The organism is Streptomyces sp. 63XJN7_1_ISO-PGPR-S23-121 (assembly GCF_056173025.1).
In genome coordinates, this window is the sequence record NZ_CM149653.1 from 6,595,255 (window position 1) to 6,611,175 (window position 15,921).

Below are 15,921 nucleotides of genomic sequence, written 5' to 3' on the forward strand. Positions count from 1 at the left end.
CTCAGCCCTTCCCCAGCAGCAGCCGGGCCTCGCCGACGGTGATGACGGAACCGGTGACCAGCACGCCGCCGCCGGCGAACTCGCCCTCCTCCTCGGCCAGCGTGATCGCGGCCTCCAGGGCGTCCGGCAGCCGCGGCTCGACCTGGACACGGTCCTCGCCGAACACCTCGACGGCGATCGCGGCCAGCTCGTCGGCGTCCATGGCACGGTGGCTGGAGTTCTGTGTGACGACCACCTCGGCGAAGACCGGCTCGAACGCCTCCAGCAGTCCGCGCACGTTCTTGTCGCCGCTCGCGCCGACCACACCGATGAGCCGGCTGAACTGGAAGGCCTCCCCGACCGCCTCCGCGGTGACCCGTGCGCCCGCCGGATTGTGCGCGGCGTCCAGCACCACGGTGGGCGAGCGCCGCACGACCTCCAGCCGTCCGGGGGACGCGACGGCGGCGAACGCCTTGCGCACGGTGTCGATGTCGAGCGGCTCGGGACGCTGCGCGCCGACGCCGAAGAACGCCTCGACCGCGGCCAGCGCCACCGCCGCGTTGTGCGCCTGGTGGGCGCCGTGCAGGGGCAGGTAGACCTCGGCGTACTCGCCGCCCAGCCCGCGCAGGGTCACCAGCTGTCCGCCGACGGCGACCTGCCGCGCCACGACCCCGAACTCGAGCCCCTCGCGCGCCACCGTGGCGTTCACGTCCACGGCCTTCTTCAGCAGCACCTGGGCCGCGTCCACCGGCTGCTGGGCGAGGATCACGGTGGCGTCCCGCTTGACGATCCCGGCCTTCTCGGTCGCGATCTCCCCGTGCGTCTCGCCGAGCCGGTCGGTGTGGTCCAGGTCGATCGGGGTGACGACGGCGACGTCCCCGTCGATGACGTTGGTGGCGTCCCAGGAGCCGCCCATCCCGACCTCGACGACGGCCACGTCGACGGGCGCGTCGGCGAAGGCGGCGTACGCCATGCCGGTCAGCACCTCGAAGAAGGACAGCCGGTACTCCTGCTGGGCGTCCACCATCTCGACGTACGGCTTGATGTCCTCGTACGTCTCGACGAACCGCTCGGCGGAGATCGGCGCCCCGTCCAGGCTGATCCGCTCGGTGATCGACTGCACGTGCGGCGAGGTGTACCGCCCGGTGCGCAGATCGAAGGCGCCGAGCAGCGCCTCGATCATGCGGGCGGTGGAGGTCTTGCCGTTGGTCCCGGTGATGTGGATGGAGGGGTACGACCGCTGCGGCTCGCCCAGCACGTCCATCAGCGCGGCGATCCGGGCGACGGACGGCTCCAGCTTGGTCTCGCCCCAGCGGGTCGCCAGCTCCGTCTCGACCCCGCGCAGCGCCGCGTCCACCTCGGGGTCCTCGGGGCGCCCGGGGATGTCGGCCTGCGGGGGGCCGCCCTGGGTGCGCAGGGTGCGGCTGCCGGCCTCGATGACGGCGAGGTCGGGGTCGCGGGTGGTCTCCGCGTCGACGATCTCGTCGAAGGGGTCGAGGGGATCGCGGGGGTCGGACTGATCGTTCTCGCCGGGGATGTCGCTCACGGGAACAGTCTACGGAGGCCCGGCGACAGGACGCCCACGGAGTGGGGTGGCTCGGGTCTCGCGGCGAGTGCGGGTGGTTCGTGGCTGGTCGCGCAGTTCCCCGCGCCCCTGGGACGCGCAGGCCCCCGGCGCCGAGCCGCGCCGCCCGCCGTACGTAGCTGCGGGCAGTCGTGCCGCTGGGGCGGCACGGGTGGGCGCAGCGGCACCCCGACAGCGCCGGGCCACCGCACCCACCCCCGCCCAGCCGAAGGCCCCGGTGCCGGTACAGCACCGGGGGCCCACGGACGCGTACCGCCGCCTACGCCTCCGGCAGCTTCTCGAGCTGCGCAGCAATCCGCGCGATGTCCTCGTCCGCCTTCGCCAGCCGCCCGCGGATCTTGTCCACGACGTGGTCCGGCGCCTTGGCCAGGAACGCCTCGTTGCCGAGCTTCCCGTTGGCCTGCGCCTTCTCCTTCTCCGCGGCGGCCAGGTCCTTCGCGAGCCGCTTCCGCTCCGCCGCGAAGTCGATCACGCCGGACAGGTCCAGCGCGACCTCGGCCCCCGCCACGGGCAGCGTCGCCGTCGCCGTGAAGGAGTCGCCCTCCGGCTGGAGGCGCAGCAGCTGCCTGATGGCCGCCTCGTGCGGCGCGAGAGCCGTACCGTCCAGCGTCAGCCGGGCCGGCACCCGCTGCCCCGGCTGCAGACCCTGGTCGGCGCGGAACCGGCGCACCTCGGTGATCACGGACTGGACCGTCTCGATCTCCCGCTCGGCGTCCGCGTCCCGGAAGCCGCCCGGCGCGTCAGCGCCAGGAACCAGCACAGCGCCCGGCCACTCGGCGACGACGACCGACTCGCCGCCCGTGAGGGTGGTCCACAGCGTCTCGGTGACGAAGGGGACGACCGGGTGCAGCAGCCGCAGCGTGACGTCCAGGACCTCGCCGAGGACCCGCTTGGAGACCTCGGCGGCCTCGCCGCCCGCCTGGAACGTAATCTTGGACAGCTCGACGTACCAGTCGAAGACCTCGTCCCACGCGAAGTGGAACAGCGCGTCGGACAGCTTGGCGAACTGGAAGTCGTCGTAGTACGCGTCGACCTCGGCGACGACCGAGTTCAGCCGGGACAGGATCCACCGGTCGGCGGCGGACATCGCGGCCGGCTCCGGCAGCGGGCCGTCCACCGTCGCGCCGTTCATCAGCGCGAAGCGCGTCGCGTTCCAGATCTTGTTGGCGAAGTTCCGCGAACCCTGGACCCAGTCCTCGCCGATCGGCACGTCGACGCCCGGGTTGGCGCCGCGCGCCAGGGTGAAGCGCAGGGCGTCGGAGCCGTACTTGTCCATCCAGTCCAGCGGGTTGACCGCGTTGCCGAAGGACTTCGACATCTTCTTGCCGAACTGGTCGCGGACCATGCCGTGCAGGGCGATGGTGTGGAACGGCGGGGTGCCGTCCATCGCGTAGAGGCCGAACATCATCATCCGGGCGACCCAGAAGAAGAGGATGTCGTATCCGGTGACCAGGACGGAGTTCGGGTAGAACTTCGCGAGCGACTCGGTCTGTTCGGGCCAGCCCAGGGTGGAGAAGGGCCACAGGCCGGAGGAGAACCAGGTGTCGAGGACGTCGGTGTCCTGGTGCCAGCCCTCGCCGGTCGGCGCCTCGTCGTCCGGTCCGACGCAGACGATCTCGCCGTTCGGCCCGTACCAGACGGGGATGCGGTGGCCCCACCACAACTGCCGCGAGATGCACCAGTCGTGGAGGTTGTCGACCCAGTCGAAGTACCGCTTCTCCATCTCCTGCGGGTGGATCTTGACCCGGCCGTCGCGGACGGCGTCGCCGGCCGCCTTCGCCAGCGGGCCGACCTTGACCCACCACTGCATGGACAGGCGCGGCTCGATGGTGGTGCTGCACCGCGAGCAGTGGCCGACGGAGTGGACGTAGGGGCGCTTCTCGGCGACGATCCGGCCCTCGGCGCGCAGCGCGGCGACGATGGCGGAGCGGGCCTCGAGGCGGTCCAGGCCCTGGAAGGGGCCGTGCGCGGTGATGACGGCGTGCTCGTCCATCACGGCGATGGACGGCAGGTCGTGCCGCTGGCCGATCTCGAAGTCGTTCGGGTCGTGGGCCGGCGTCACCTTGACGGCGCCCGTGCCGAACTCGGGGTCGACGTGCTCGTCCGCGACGACCGGGATGGAACGGTCGGTCAGCGGCAGCTTGATGAGCTTGCCGACGAGGTGCTTGTAGCGCTCGTCCCCGGGGTGGACGGCGACGGCGGTGTCGCCGAGCATCGTCTCGGCACGGGTGGTGGCGACGACGATGGTGTCGTCCCCGTCGCCGTACTTCATGGAGACGAGTTCGCCGTCGTCGTCCTGGTAGTTGACCTCGATGTCGGAGATCGCGGTCAGGCAGCGCGGGCACCAGTTGATGATGCGCTCGGCGCGGTAGATCAGCTCGTCGTCGTAGAGCCGCTTGAAGATGGTCTGGACGGCCTGGGAGAGGCCCTCGTCCATGGTGAAGCGCTCGCGCGACCACGCGACGCCGTCGCCGAGGCGGCGCATCTGGCCGGAGATCTGGCCGCCGGACTCGCCCTTCCACTTCCAGACCCGCTCGACGAAGGCCTCGCGGCCCAGGTCGTGCCGGGACTTGCCCTCCTTGGCGAGCTCCCGCTCGACGACGTTCTGCGTGGCGATGCCGGCGTGGTCCATGCCGGGCTGCCACAGCGTCTCGAACCCCTGCATGCGCTTGCGGCGTGTGAGGGCGTCGATGAGCGTGTGCTCGAAAGCGTGCCCGAGGTGGAGGCTGCCCGTGACGTTCGGCGGGGGGATGACGACGGTGAACGGCGGCTTGTCGCTCGCCGCGTCCGCCTCGAAGTAACCGCGCTCTACCCAGCGCTCGTACAGCGGCCCCTCCACATCGGCCGGCGCGTACTGGGTCGGCAGTTCGGTGTCGGGCGCTGGTGGCTGCTGCTGAGCGTTCTCGGTCACGCGCTCAGTTTAAGGGCGTCACGACCGTGTCCCGAAACGCTTTCCTTTGTAACGGTGCGGGACCCCGGTGACCTGCGCACGCCAGGTCTGCGTCAGGATGTCAGCACCACGTAAGCATCTGGAGGGGAACCCAGCCATGAGTCACAACCAGCCGGGCCCGTACGGCGGGCAGCCTCAGCAGCCCGGACCGTACGGCCAGCCGGGGCCGTACGGCCAGCAGCAGCCGCAGGCCCCCCAGCCCGGCTACGGCTACCCCCAGCAGACGCCTCCGGCCCAGCCCGGCTACGGCTACCCGCAGCAGGCCCCTCCCCCGCAGCAGGGCTACGGCTACCCGCAGCAGCCCGGCCAGGGCGGTGTCCCGCCGCAGGCCCCCTACGGCCAGCAGCCCTACGGCATGCCCCAGCCCCCGGCGCCGGGCGGCGGCAAGAAGAAGACGGGCCTGATCATCGGCGCGGTCGCGGTCGTGGCGGCGATCGGCGTGGGCGCGTACTTCGTGATCGGCGGGGGCGGCGGCAGCGGCGCAGGCGACATCGCCGACGACGGCCCCCACAAGCTGACGACTCCGGCCACGGTGCTCGGCGAGTACAAGAAGTCCGAGAGCGACTCCAACACCATGACGGAAAGCGACATGAAGGACGCCGCGAAGTGGGGGGTGAAGGATGCCAAGGACGTCAGCGCCGGGTACGAGGCGAACAACGAGGACAACCCCCTGGCCTCGAAGATGCTCTCCTTCGCCGGCGTCTACGGCACGATCGACGACCCTGAGAAGACCATCGACGCGATGTTCGCGCACATGAAGAAGGAGAGCCAGGCGGGCGGCGGTGACGACGAGGACGTCACCCTGGTCGGCGACCCGAAGGAGTACAAGCCCTCGTCCCTCGACGGCGCCGTCATCAAGTGCCAGGACGCCAAGGTCGACAACTCCGACGGCGGCGCGAACGAGCCGAAGTCGATGACCATGACGTACTGCGTCTGGGGCGACCACAGCACGCTCGGCTTCGTCATGCCGATGAACCTGCTGGACATCGCGGGGGGCAAGAAGGCCGACGCCGCCGAGGCGGCCGAGATCACCGCCAAGCTCCGCAAGGAGGTCCGCGTCAAGGCCTGACGCGGCGCGCGCCGCACGGAAGGGGCCCGGTCGACCGACCGGGCCCCTTCCGTGTGCGTACGGCGACGGCTACGCCGTCTTCTGCTCGCCCGGGCCGCGGCCGCGGGAGTCGCGGGGGATAAGCGTCGGGTTGACGTTGGAGAGGACCACGTCGGCCGTGATGACGACGCGGGCCACGTCCTTGCGGGACGGCACCTCGTACATGACGCCCTGGAGGACTTCCTCCATGATGGCGCGCAGGCCGCGGGCGCCGGTCTGGCGGAGGATGGCCTGGTCGGCGATGGCCTCGAGGGCCTCGCGCTCGAAGTCCAGCTCGACGCCGTCGAGTTCGAACAGGCGCTGGTACTGCTTCACCAGCGCGTTGCGCGGCTCGATCAGGATCTGGAGCAGGGCCTCGCGGTCGAGGTTGTGGACCGAGGTGATGACCGGGAGGCGGCCGATGAACTCCGGGATCATCCCGAACTTCACCAGGTCCTCCGGCATGACCTGCTCGAACTGGTCCTTGGACTCGATCTCCCGCTTGGAGCGGATCTGCGCGCCGAAGCCGATGCCCTTGGCGCCGGCCCGGCCCTCGATGATCTTCTCCAGGCCCGCGAAGGCACCGCCCACGATGAACAGCACGTTCGTCGTGTCGATCTGGATGAACTCCTGGTGCGGGTGCTTGCGTCCGCCCTGCGGCGGGACCGAGGCCGTCGTGCCCTCGAGGATCTTGAGCAGGGCCTGCTGGACGCCCTCGCCGCTCACGTCGCGCGTGATCGACGGGTTTTCACTCTTCCGCGCGACCTTGTCGATCTCGTCGATGTAGATGATCCCGGTCTCGGCCTTCTTGACGTCGTAGTCCGCGGCCTGGATCAGCTTCAGCAGGATGTTCTCGACGTCCTCGCCGACGTACCCCGCCTCGGTGAGCGCCGTGGCGTCGGCGATCGCGAACGGGACGTTCAGCATGCGGGCGAGGGTCTGGGCGAGGAGGGTCTTGCCGGAGCCCGTGGGGCCCAGCAGGAGGATGTTGGACTTCGCCAGCTCGATGGCGTCCTCGCGGCCCTGCGCGCCGCCGTTCTCGCCGGCCTGGACGCGCTTGTAGTGGTTGTACACCGCGACGGAGAGGGCCTTCTTGGCCGCCTCCTGGCCCACCACGTACCCCTCGAGGAACTCGTAGATCTCGCGGGGCTTGGGGAGCTCCTCCCAGCGCACCTCGCTGGTCTCGGCGAGCTCTTCCTCGATGATCTCGTTGCAGAGATCGATGCACTCGTCGCAGATGTACACACCGGGCCCTGCGATGAGCTTCTTGACCTGCTTCTGGCTCTTCCCGCAGAACGAGCACTTGAGCAGATCGCCGCCGTCACCGATGCGTGCCACGGTGTGCTTCCCCTTCGCCTGGGAGACTCCCAGCCGTCGACGTGACGTCGACGGCCGGCTGACTCCTGGTGCTGCCTTATGTCCGACGGTACCTTGCCGGGCCCCCCGTCCGGGCCCCCCTTGGCACGGTTCGCTTTGACGTGAACCGCGCCAAACCGTGCCAAGGGGCGGCAGACGTTACAGCCTCCGTGCCTAGCGCAGGGAGGAGTTGTCCATCTTCCGGGTGGTGATGATCTGGTCGATCAGGCCGTAGCTCAGCGCGTCCTCGGCCGTGAGGATCTTGTCGCGCTCGATGTCCTCGCGGATCTTCTCCATTGGCGTGGTGGAGTGCTTGGCCAGCATCTCCTCCAGCTGAGCGCGCATCCGCAGGATCTCGTTGGCGGCGATCTCCAGGTCGGAGACCTGACCGCGGCCCGTCTCGCTGTACGGCTGGTGGATCAGGACGCGGGCGTTCGGCAGCGCCATGCGCTTGCCGGGCGTGCCGGCGGCCAGTAGCACGGCCGCGGCGGAGGCCGCCTGGCCCATGCAGACCGTCTGGATGTCCGGCTTCACGTACTGCATCGTGTCGTAGATCGCCGTGAGCGCCGTGAAGGAGCCGCCGGGGCTGTTGATGTACACCGAGATGTCGCGGTCCGGGTCCATCGACTCCAGGCACAGCAGCTGGGCCATGACGTCGTTGGCGGAGGCGTCGTCGATCTGCACGCCAAGGAAGATCACGCGCTCCTCGAAGAGCTTCGCGTACGGGTCGTACTCGCGCACGCCCTGCGAGGTGCGCTCGACGAAGCGCGGGATGACGTAGCGGGACTCGGCGGACGGGCCGGTGTACTCGGCGCGCGAGCGGTCGTACAGGCCGCTGCCGGGGATGTCGTTCACAGTGTCTCCTGGGAAGAGGCTGGGGCGGTCGGCTCGGAGCGGGAAGGGGCTCAGGCGCCCGTGCCGCCGCCGCCCGGCATGCCGGCGGCCGTCGCGATGACCTCGTCGATGAGGCCGTACTCCTTGGCCTCGAAGGCGTCGAACCAACGGTCGCGGTCCGAGTCGCGGGTGATCTGCTCGACCGTCTGGCCGGTGTGCTGGGAGGTGAGCTCGGCCATGCGCTTCTTGGTGTGCAGCAGCCGCTCGGCGTGGATCTTGATGTCCGAGGCGGAGCCGGCCAGGCCGGCCGACGGCTGGTGGATCAGGATCTCGGCGTTCGGCAGGGCGAAGCGCTTGCCGGGCGTGCCCGCGCTGAGCAGGAACTGTCCCATCGAGGCAGCGAGGCCCATGGCGATCGTCACCACGTCGTTCTTGATGTACTGCATGGTGTCGTAGATCGCCATGCCGGCCGTGATCGAGCCGCCGGGGCTGTTGATGTAGAGGAAGATGTCCTTGTCCGGGTCGGAGGCAAGGAGCAGCAGCTGTGCGGTGATCTTGTTGGCAATGTCGTCGTCCACGGGCTGCCCGAGGAAGATGATCCGCTCGCCGAGCAGTCGGTTGTAGACCTGGTCGCCGAGGCCACCACCGATGGAGGGCTCGCCGGCGGCTGAGGGCATCAGATTCGTCACGTATCCACCTGCTCGTCTTACGACGGCGCCGGGCCGTCTCACGTTTCCCTGCGGGGCTGGAAGCCGATTCGGAGACTCCCCTGCCCTCGTATTCATGGACCCTAACGCGGGGGGCCTGCGGCGCCATCCCGGTTCTGCGGGTGTTCGCCGGGGGCGTAGAGCTCCGCGGGTGCGGCCGGGGCCCCTCCGTCGTGCCGTGCGCTCGCCGCCGTCCCTGGGCCGTACGGGGCCGGTCGTGCCCCGTGGCGCAACCGCGACGGGCCCCGAGAAGCACATGCGTCTCGGGGCCCGTCGTTACGGCGTACAGGTGCCGTGGGCGGATCAGCCCTCGGTCTTCTCCTCGGCCTTGCCGTCGGCGGACTCGGCGGGCTCGGCGGCGGCCTCGGCGGCCTCCGTCTCCTCCTCCTCGTCGTCCAGGTCGACGATCTCGCCGTTGGTGTCCTTGACCGTGGCCTTCTCGACCACGGCGGCCAGGGCCTTGCCGCGGGCGACCTCGCCGACGAGGAGCGGGACCTGGCCCTGCTCGACGACGGCCTGGGCGAACTGGTCGGGGGACATGCCGGAGGAGGCCGCGCGCCGCATGAGGTGCTCGGTGAGCTCCTCCTGGCTGACGTTGAGCTTCTCCTGCTTGACCAGCTCGTCGAGGACGAACTGGGTCTTGATGCCCTTGACCGCGGCCTCGCGGGTCTCGGTGTCGAACTCCTCGGCGGTCTTGCCCTGGAGCTCCAGGTACTTGTCGAGGGTCAGGCCCATCTGGCCGAGCTGGTGGTGCTCGAGGTTGTGCTTACGGGTGTTGATCTCGTCCTCGAGGAGCTTCTCTGGGACCGGGACCTCGACCAGCTCGAGCAGCTTGTCCAGCACGCGCTCCTGGGCCTGGGTGGCCTGGTCGTACTGCTTCATGTTCGCCAGGCGCTTGCGGCTGTCGGCGCGCAGCTCCTCCAGCGTGTCGAACTCCGACGCGAGCTGGGCGAAGTCGTCGTCCAGCTCGGGCAGCTCCCGCTTGGCGACCTGGGTGACCTTGACGGTGACCTCGGCCTCCTTGCCGGCCGCCGAGCCGCCCTTGAGCTCGGAGGTGAAGGTGGCCTCGGCCCCGGCCTCCAGGCCCTTCACGGCGTCGTCGATGCCGTCCAGCAGCTCACCGGAGCCGATGGTGTAGGAGACGCCGTCGGCGACGCCGTCCTCGAGGACCTCGCCGTCGACCTTGGCCTGCAGGTCGATGGTGACCACGTCGCCGTCCTCGGCGGCCCGCTCGACCGGGGAGGTGGAGGCGAAGCGCTCGCGCAGCTGCTCGACCGACTTCTCGACGTCCTCGTCGCTTACCTCGACGGCGTCGACCTCGACCTCGATGCCGGAGTAGTCCGGGATCTCGACGGCCGGGCGGACGTCGACCTCGGCGGTGAAGTTCAGCGTCTCGCCGTCCTTCAGCTCCGTGATGTCGACCTCGGGCTGGCCGAGCGGGTTCAGCTCGGCCTCGTTGACCGCGTCGGTGTAGAACTTCGGAAGCGCGTCGTTGACCGCCTCCTCCAGGACCGCACCGCGGCCGAACCGCTGGTCGATGACCCGGGCCGGGATCTTGCCCTTGCGGAAGCCCTTCACCGTGACCTGCTGGTTGATCTTCTTGTACGCCGCGTCGAGGCTGTCCTTGAGCTCCTCGAAGGGCACCTCGACAGTGAGCCGAACCCGGGTCGGGTTCAGGGTCTCCACGGCGCTCTTCACGGTTCGGTCTCCTTGTGGCTGACTTCTTGGGTTCTGCCGGCGCGGAGAGCGTCCGGCGGATGTTCGCCGCCCGGAGACTTCAGACTCTGAGACACACGGGCGTGCAGCTTGCATAGTAACGGCAGCGACTACACGGCCCAAAAGGCGATCACTCCCGATCGCCACCGGTGATCCGCGAATGGTCCCCCGGCGGCCCGCCGTGATGATCGCGGGTGACCGGCCGGTGGATGGTCGGGGTGGCGGGATTTGAACCCACGGCCTTCCGCTCCCAAAGCGGACGCGCTACCAAGCTGCGCCACACCCCGTCTGGTGCGAGACGTAGGGTACATGCCCCCGGCCGCCGGGGGCCGTCGTCTTTTCCACGTGGTTTCCCGCGGGGGGGCGCACGCCCGGTGCGGACGGGAAGGGGTGTGCGGGGAGGGGGCACGACCCGCTACGATGCCTCCAGTGCCGCGGTCGCCGACCTGCGGTGCGCACTGCGCGGGCGTAGCTCAATGGTAGAGCCCCAGTCTTCCAAACTGGCTACGCGGGTTCGATTCCCGTCGCCCGCTCCGAGAGGCCTCCGGCCCGGTCCCCCCGAGGGGCCGGGCCGGAGGCCTTTGTGCGCCGGGGGCGCGCCGGGGTGCGCCCTAGAACTGGATGGAGTTGATCGTCTCCGCTATCGAGTTCAGGAACCGCTGGATGTCGTCGGCCATGCCCGTCGAGGCGAGGAAGAAGCCGAAGAGGACCGCGACGATCGCCGGGCCCGCCTTGATGGAGCCTCCTCGCAGCAGCACCACCAGGATGATCGCCAACAGCAGCACCACTGACAGTGAAATGGCCACAACTGATCACACCCTCGGTCGGTCCGCTCTCCCGGCGCACGGTGCCGCGTTCCCGCGCACCCCGCAGAACCATCGTGCCACCAACCGGGCCCCGTCATGCGGAAGGTGACGCATCGTCCGCCGGCGATCCGGCCGGCCGTGCTCCCCCGCGCGCGCGGGCACGCCCCGAGGGCACATTCCGTACAGGAATTCGACACGACACTCGCACAGGGAATTCGGGGCGTTTCGTTTCACTGCCCGCACAACACGTCCGCGGGTATGCCGAATTGGCGACGCGGACACATCCGGGTGTCGCGCACGCGCGCCGAGACCGCGCGAGTGGACGCATTCCGGGGAGCCCATCGGCCGATCCTTGCCCCCTTTCGTGCCGAAGAGTCATGACAATGCGGGCCTCCTGGGCACTCCGTGACGTCCGGTGGCACCGGTAGCTGTGGGACCCGTCACGCAATTGCCAGGTCGACTCCCGCGGAATTCGGGGTAGTCACGAAGGGCTTCGTGGGGCCGAATACAGGAAGGGCGTACGGAGTTTTACGGGATCACTCGCGCGACGCTAGGGTGCCTCAAATGTTCAACGCTGCCTCGTCCCCACCAAACGCAGCGAGGTCGACGACGGGTGCCGCCCCGTCCGGCGCGCGACGCGACGCGTTCTTCGACAACGCCAAGTACCTGGCGATCGTGCTGGTGGCCATGGGCCACTCCTGGGACCCGCTCAACGACGACAGCCGGGTCCTGGAGACGCTGTACACGGTGGTCTACGTCTTCCACATGCCGGCGTTCGTGATCATCTCCGGGTACTTCTCCCGCAGCTTCGACATGCGCCCCGACCGGGTGAGACGGCTGATCACCGGCGTCGCCGTGCCGTACGTCGTCTTCGAGACCGCCTACGCGCTCCTCCAGCGCTTCGCCGGTGACGACCCGCAGCACGCGATCAGCCTGCTGGACCCCTGGTACCTGACGTGGTTCCTGTGCGCGCTGTTCGTCTGGCGCCTGACCACCCCGCTGTGGCGGACGCTCCGCCACCCGCTGCCCGTCGCCCTGGGCGTCGCCATGCTCGCCTCGGCGGCGCCGGAGGTCGGTGACGACCTGGACATGCAGCGGCTGCTGCAGTTCCTGCCCTGTTTCGTGCTGGGCCTGTGCCTGAGGCCCGAGCACTTCCGGCTGGTGCGGCGCCGCTCGGTGCGGATCGCGTCGGTGCCGGTGTTCGCGGCCGCGCTGCTCGTCGGCTGGTGGGCGTCGCCGCACATGGACCTGGGCTGGGTGTACCGCAACTCCGCCGCCCAGGAGATGGGCGCCCCGTGGTGGACCGGCCCGGTCATGGTGCTCGCCCTCTTCGGCTGCTCGGTGCTGCTGACGGCCTGCTTCTTCTCCTGGGTGCCGGGCCGGCGCACCTGGTTCACGGCGCTGGGCACGGGCACGCTGTACGGCTATCTGCTGCACGGCTTCCTGATCAAGGCCGGCTACTACACCGGCCTGTTCGACCGGCCCGCGCTGCACCGGCCGCTCGGCGAGATCGCCGTGACCGTCCTGGCCGCGGCCGCCGTCACCCTGCTGTGCACCCGGCCCGTACGGCGCGCCTTCCGGTGCGTGATGGAGCCGAGGATGGAGTGGGCGTTCAGGCGGGAGGCCACGGCGCCGGTGCCCGGTCGCGGTGACCGCGCGGAGACGCGCGAGAGGCGCGAGAAGGTCCCGGTCTAGCCGTCCGGCGGCTCAGGCGTCCGCGGCCGGCCGGTCCTGGACCGGCTCCGGCCCGCCCCGCAGGCCGAGGAGCGCGCGCATCCGCGCGTACTTCCCGGTCAGCCGCGTCCGGGTCGCCGCGTCGAGGACCGCCAGCCGCGCCGGGTCCGCGTTGTGCGCCAGGTCCGCCTCCTTGACCAGCAGCGCACCGGGGGTGGCGAGGATCCGCGCGGCGTACGCCTCGGGCGGTTCCCCGGCCCGTTTGGTGACCGCGAGCACGATGTCCCTGGTGCGGGGGCTCAGCGCGGCCTCGCGGAGCCGGTGCTCCGGCAGCGCGTCGTCCTCGACGGCGTCGTGCAGCCAGGCCGCGGCGATCTGCTCGTCGTCCCCGCCGCGCCTCCGGACGCCCTCGGCGACGGCCCGCAGGTGTTCGGCGTACGGGCGTCCGGCCTTGTCGGTCTGTCCGGCGTGGGCGCTGCGGGCGAGGGCCTCGACGTCGGCCAGGGAGAGCGGCCGGACGGGCTCGGGAGTGGGGGGCGGGGTCGGGGACACGCGGCCCAGTGTGTCAGTTGGACGCGGCCGGCGACTGGGCCGTCGGGCCTTCCCGGCAGATCAGCAGGAGCGCGCGGTCGTCGTTGACGTCCTTGGCCACCGCCTCGATCAGGTGCCAGGCGGCGCCGTGGAAACCGCCGGCGACATAGCGGTCGGCCTCGCCGGTGAGGCGGTCGATGCCCTCGGCGATGTCCCGGTCCGAGGTCTCCACCAGACCGTCCGTGAACAGCATCAACACGTCTCCGGGGCGCAGCGAGCCCTTCACCGGGTCGAACTGGGCGCCGTCGTACACGCCCAGCAGCGGCCCGTCGGCGGACTTCTCCTCCCAGCGGCCGGCGCCGGCGCTGAGCTGGAGACCCGGCGGGTGCCCGGCGCAGTACAGCTCGTAGTCGCCGGAGTCGAGGTCCAGGACGAGGTGGATGGAGGTGGCGAAGCCCTCGTCCCAGTCCTGGCGGAGCAGGTAGCCGTTGGCGGCCGGCAGGAAGGCGTGCGGGGGCAGGCTGCCCAGCAGTCCGCCGAAGGCGCCCGACAGCAGCAGGGCGCGGGAGCCCGCGTCCATGCCCTTGCCGGACACGTCGGTGAGGACGACCTCCAGGGTCCGGCCGCCGTTCGTGCGGGCCGCGACCACGAAGTCGCCCGAGAAGGACTGGCCGCCGGCCGGGCGCAGCGCCATCTCCCGGTGCCAGCCCTGCGGCAGCTGGGGCAGCTTGCTCTGCACGCGGATGCGTTCGCGCAGGTCGAAGAGCATGGTGCCGCCGCGCCGCCAGGGCACCCCGACCCGGCTGCGGAACTGGGCGATCAGCAGGCCGAAGAAGCCGCAGGCCGCGACGACGAGGACGACACCGGGGGTGACCCTGGAGGGGCCCTCGGTGTAGGGCCCCAGCTGCACCGACTCCACGATCAGGGCGGTGGCCGCCGCCGCGTACAGGCCCAGCAGGCTGGCCGGGCGCAGCAGCAGGCCGCCGGCGACGATCGGCAGCACCAGGGCGGCCGGTGCGCACCACACGGAGTTCACCATGGTGGTGGCCGCGATGACGGGGATCATCAGCAGCAGCCCGGCGAGCGCGATCCAGTCCGAGCCGTCGCCGCGGAAGTAGTCGACGGCGGACCGGCGCATGCCGACGCGGGCCCGGTGCCACTGCTTGTTCAACCGGGCCGTGAACGTCTCGGCTTCCGCGCGCCGCTGTCGTCCTGCTGCCATTAGTTCGGGACCCTATCCATCGGACCGGTCGCTTGGCACGGGAGGTCCCACTTGTCCCCCGTCCGGGGCCGGACTTCACAGTGAACTTCACGAACGGCCGTCGCGCCGCAACCTGGCGGAAATTCCCTCGCTCGACCCGAGGTGTCCTGGTAGGCATGGGCCCATGGGCAATGACGGCATCGGCCGGACCGGCGGCAGTGGCGACCTCGGCGGCTCCGGCCCCGTGAGCGGCCCGCGCACGCTGCGGCCGGACGAATGGGACACGTGGTACGGGACGCTGATCCGTGCCTTCGGCGGCGTACCGGAGCCGGCCGAGGAGCTGGCGCTGTACCGGGAGCTGACGCAGTACGACCGCTCCCTGGGGGTCTGGGACGGCGACGAGTGCGTCGGGACGGCGGGCGCCTTCGCGTTCCGGATGACCGTGCCCGGCGGTGCGCGGGTGTCCGCCGCGGGGGTCACCATGGTCGGCGTCGCGGCCACGCACCGGCGCCGGGGCGTGCTGACGTCGCTGATGCGGCGGCAGCTGGACGACGTACGGTCCTGGGGCGAGCCGCTGGCCGTGCTGACGGCCTCGGAACCGGCGATCTACGGCCGGTTCGGCTACGGTGCCGCGACCTTCCAGATGAACGCCGAGATCGAGACGGACCGGGTCCGTCTGTCGGTGCCGGAGGGGACGGACGGCGTACGGCTGCGGTACGCCGCGCCCGCGGACGTCCTCGACGTGTGCGAGGCGGTGTACGCGCGGCTGGTCCCCGGGCGGCCGGGGATGCTGGCCCGGCGGCCCGGGTGGGAGCGGCTGGGGCTGCTGGACCCGGAGAGCGGGCGGGACGGGGCGTCGCCCCTGCAGTGCGTGGTCGCCCGGCGGGACGGGGAGGTCACGGGGTACGCGCGGTTCCGGGTGCGGCCGGACTGGGGGCCCACGGGGCACAACGGCACGGTGGTCCTGGAGGACCTGGCCGGGCTGGATCCGGTCACGCGGGCGGCGCTGTGGCGCTTCCTGTTCGACGTGGACCTGACGACGAGGCTGACCGTGCGCGGACGGCCGGTCGACGAGGCGTGGCAGTACCAGGTGTCGGACATCCGGCGGTGCCGGCCGCAGTTGCGGGACGCCCTGTACGTGCGGCTGGTGGACGTGGGGGCCGCGCTGTCGGCGCGTACCTACCAGGCGCCGGTGGACGTCGTGTTCGAGGTCGAGGACGCCTTCTGCCCCTGGAACGAGGGCCGTTGGCGGCTGTCGGGGGACGCGAAGGGGGCGTCCTGCGAGCGCACGTCCGACGCGGCGGACGTCGCCCTGTCCGTACGGGAGTTGGGGGCGGCCTACCTCGGGGGTGTGTCGCTGGCCTCGCTGGGCGCGGCCGGGCGGGCGCGGGAACTGCGGTCCGGTGCGCTGGCGGAGGCGTCCGTGGGGTTCGGGTCGGACGTGGCGCCCTGGCTGCCGCACGGTTTCTGACGGGCGGGGGCCCCGCGGGCGGCG

12 protein-coding genes and 2 tRNA genes are annotated in these 15,921 nt (G+C 70.8%); 4 read left to right on the forward strand and 10 right to left on the reverse strand.

Translation table 11 applies throughout. From position 1 onward, the window contains the following. Position 1: 1 nt before the first annotated feature. Together folC and AC0VYN_RS29560 are read right to left on the reverse strand one after the other, a co-directional pair. The gene (gene folC, locus AC0VYN_RS29555; RefSeq protein ID WP_475533410.1) at positions 2 to 1,525 is read right to left on the reverse strand and encodes a bifunctional tetrahydrofolate synthase/dihydrofolate synthase; all 1,524 of its coding nucleotides are present in this window, start codon (positions 1,523 to 1,525) and stop codon (positions 2 to 4) included. Between the two features lie 298 nt (positions 1,526 to 1,823). Then, complete coding sequence (locus AC0VYN_RS29560) at positions 1,824 to 4,475, reverse strand: valine--tRNA ligase (RefSeq protein WP_475533411.1); 2,652 nt, start codon at positions 4,473 to 4,475, stop codon at positions 1,824 to 1,826. 136 nt (positions 4,476 to 4,611) lie between these two features. On the opposite strand from AC0VYN_RS29560, the gene AC0VYN_RS29565 reads away from it, so the two are divergent. Then, positions 4,612 to 5,583: a hypothetical protein gene (locus AC0VYN_RS29565; protein ID WP_475533412.1), complete on the forward strand. Its 972-nt coding sequence runs from the start codon at positions 4,612 to 4,614 to the stop codon at positions 5,581 to 5,583. A gap of 69 nt (positions 5,584 to 5,652) precedes the next feature. Here the strand turns inward: AC0VYN_RS29565 and clpX are convergent, their stop codons facing one another. The 5 genes from clpX to AC0VYN_RS29590 all read right to left on the reverse strand — a co-directional run bounded on the left by clpX (position 5,653) and on the right by AC0VYN_RS29590 (position 10,501). Continuing rightward, positions 5,653 to 6,939 carry an ATP-dependent Clp protease ATP-binding subunit ClpX gene (gene clpX, locus AC0VYN_RS29570; protein WP_475533413.1) on the reverse strand — a complete coding sequence of 429 codons (1,287 nt, stop codon included), beginning with the start codon at positions 6,937 to 6,939 and terminating at the stop codon, positions 5,653 to 5,655. A 192-nt stretch (positions 6,940 to 7,131) separates the two neighbouring features. Next, the gene (locus tag AC0VYN_RS29575; protein ID WP_475533414.1) at positions 7,132 to 7,812 is read right to left on the reverse strand and encodes an ATP-dependent Clp protease proteolytic subunit; all 681 of its coding nucleotides are present in this window, start codon (positions 7,810 to 7,812) and stop codon (positions 7,132 to 7,134) included. Positions 7,813 to 7,862: 50 nt separating this feature from the next. Further along, positions 7,863 to 8,468 (reverse strand): ATP-dependent Clp protease proteolytic subunit, encoded by a 606-nt coding sequence (locus AC0VYN_RS29580; RefSeq protein WP_475537014.1) that lies wholly within the window; start codon positions 8,466 to 8,468, stop codon positions 7,863 to 7,865. A gap of 333 nt (positions 8,469 to 8,801) precedes the next feature. Next, positions 8,802 to 10,196, reverse strand: coding sequence for a trigger factor (gene tig, locus AC0VYN_RS29585; RefSeq protein WP_475533415.1), 1,395 nt, complete (start codon positions 10,194 to 10,196; stop codon positions 8,802 to 8,804). Positions 10,197 to 10,424: 228 nt separating this feature from the next. Next, positions 10,425 to 10,501: transfer RNA gene (locus AC0VYN_RS29590), tRNA-Pro, on the reverse strand. Between the two features lie 175 nt (positions 10,502 to 10,676). On the opposite strand from AC0VYN_RS29590, the gene AC0VYN_RS29595 reads away from it, so the two are divergent. Further along, positions 10,677 to 10,747: transfer RNA gene (locus tag AC0VYN_RS29595), tRNA-Gly, on the forward strand. Positions 10,748 to 10,825: 78 nt separating this feature from the next. Here the strand turns inward: AC0VYN_RS29595 and AC0VYN_RS29600 are convergent. Continuing rightward, positions 10,826 to 11,020 (reverse strand): hypothetical protein, encoded by a 195-nt coding sequence (locus tag AC0VYN_RS29600; protein WP_123999966.1) that lies wholly within the window; start codon positions 11,018 to 11,020, stop codon positions 10,826 to 10,828. A gap of 564 nt (positions 11,021 to 11,584) precedes the next feature. Between AC0VYN_RS29600 and AC0VYN_RS29605 the strand changes: the two genes are divergently transcribed. Continuing rightward, complete coding sequence (locus AC0VYN_RS29605; RefSeq protein ID WP_475533416.1) at positions 11,585 to 12,715, forward strand: acyltransferase family protein; 1,131 nt, start codon at positions 11,585 to 11,587, stop codon at positions 12,713 to 12,715. Between the two features lie 12 nt (positions 12,716 to 12,727). Here the strand turns inward: AC0VYN_RS29605 and AC0VYN_RS29610 are convergent, their stop codons facing one another. Both AC0VYN_RS29610 and AC0VYN_RS29615 read right to left on the reverse strand, forming a co-directional pair. Further along, entirely contained in the window at positions 12,728 to 13,246 is a 519-nt protein-coding gene (locus AC0VYN_RS29610; RefSeq protein WP_475533417.1) for an HD domain-containing protein, read from the reverse strand. Between the two features lie 13 nt (positions 13,247 to 13,259). Beyond that, positions 13,260 to 14,447, reverse strand: coding sequence for a SpoIIE family protein phosphatase (locus AC0VYN_RS29615; RefSeq protein WP_475533418.1), 1,188 nt, complete (start codon positions 14,445 to 14,447; stop codon positions 13,260 to 13,262). A gap of 163 nt (positions 14,448 to 14,610) precedes the next feature. Here AC0VYN_RS29615 and AC0VYN_RS29620 point away from each other — a divergent pair, with 163 nt between their 5' ends. Continuing rightward, positions 14,611 to 15,897, forward strand: a complete 1,287-nt coding sequence (locus AC0VYN_RS29620) for a GNAT family N-acetyltransferase (protein WP_475533419.1) — start codon at positions 14,611 to 14,613, stop codon at positions 15,895 to 15,897. Positions 15,898 to 15,921: the final 24 nt, after the last annotated feature.

Coding starts and splice junctions, on each gene's coding strand:
- AC0VYN_RS29565 (WP_475533412.1), top strand. CDS start 4,612: ATGAGTCACAACCAGCCGGGCCCGTACGGCGGGCAGCCTCAGCAGCCC.
- AC0VYN_RS29580 (WP_475537014.1), bottom strand. CDS start 8,468: ATGCCCTCAGCCGCCGGCGAGCCCTCCATCGGTGGTGGCCTCGGCGAC.
- AC0VYN_RS29605 (WP_475533416.1), top strand. CDS start 11,585: ATGTTCAACGCTGCCTCGTCCCCACCAAACGCAGCGAGGTCGACGACG.
- AC0VYN_RS29615 (WP_475533418.1), bottom strand. CDS start 14,447: ATGGCAGCAGGACGACAGCGGCGCGCGGAAGCCGAGACGTTCACGGCC.
- AC0VYN_RS29620 (WP_475533419.1), top strand. CDS start 14,611: ATGGGCAATGACGGCATCGGCCGGACCGGCGGCAGTGGCGACCTCGGC.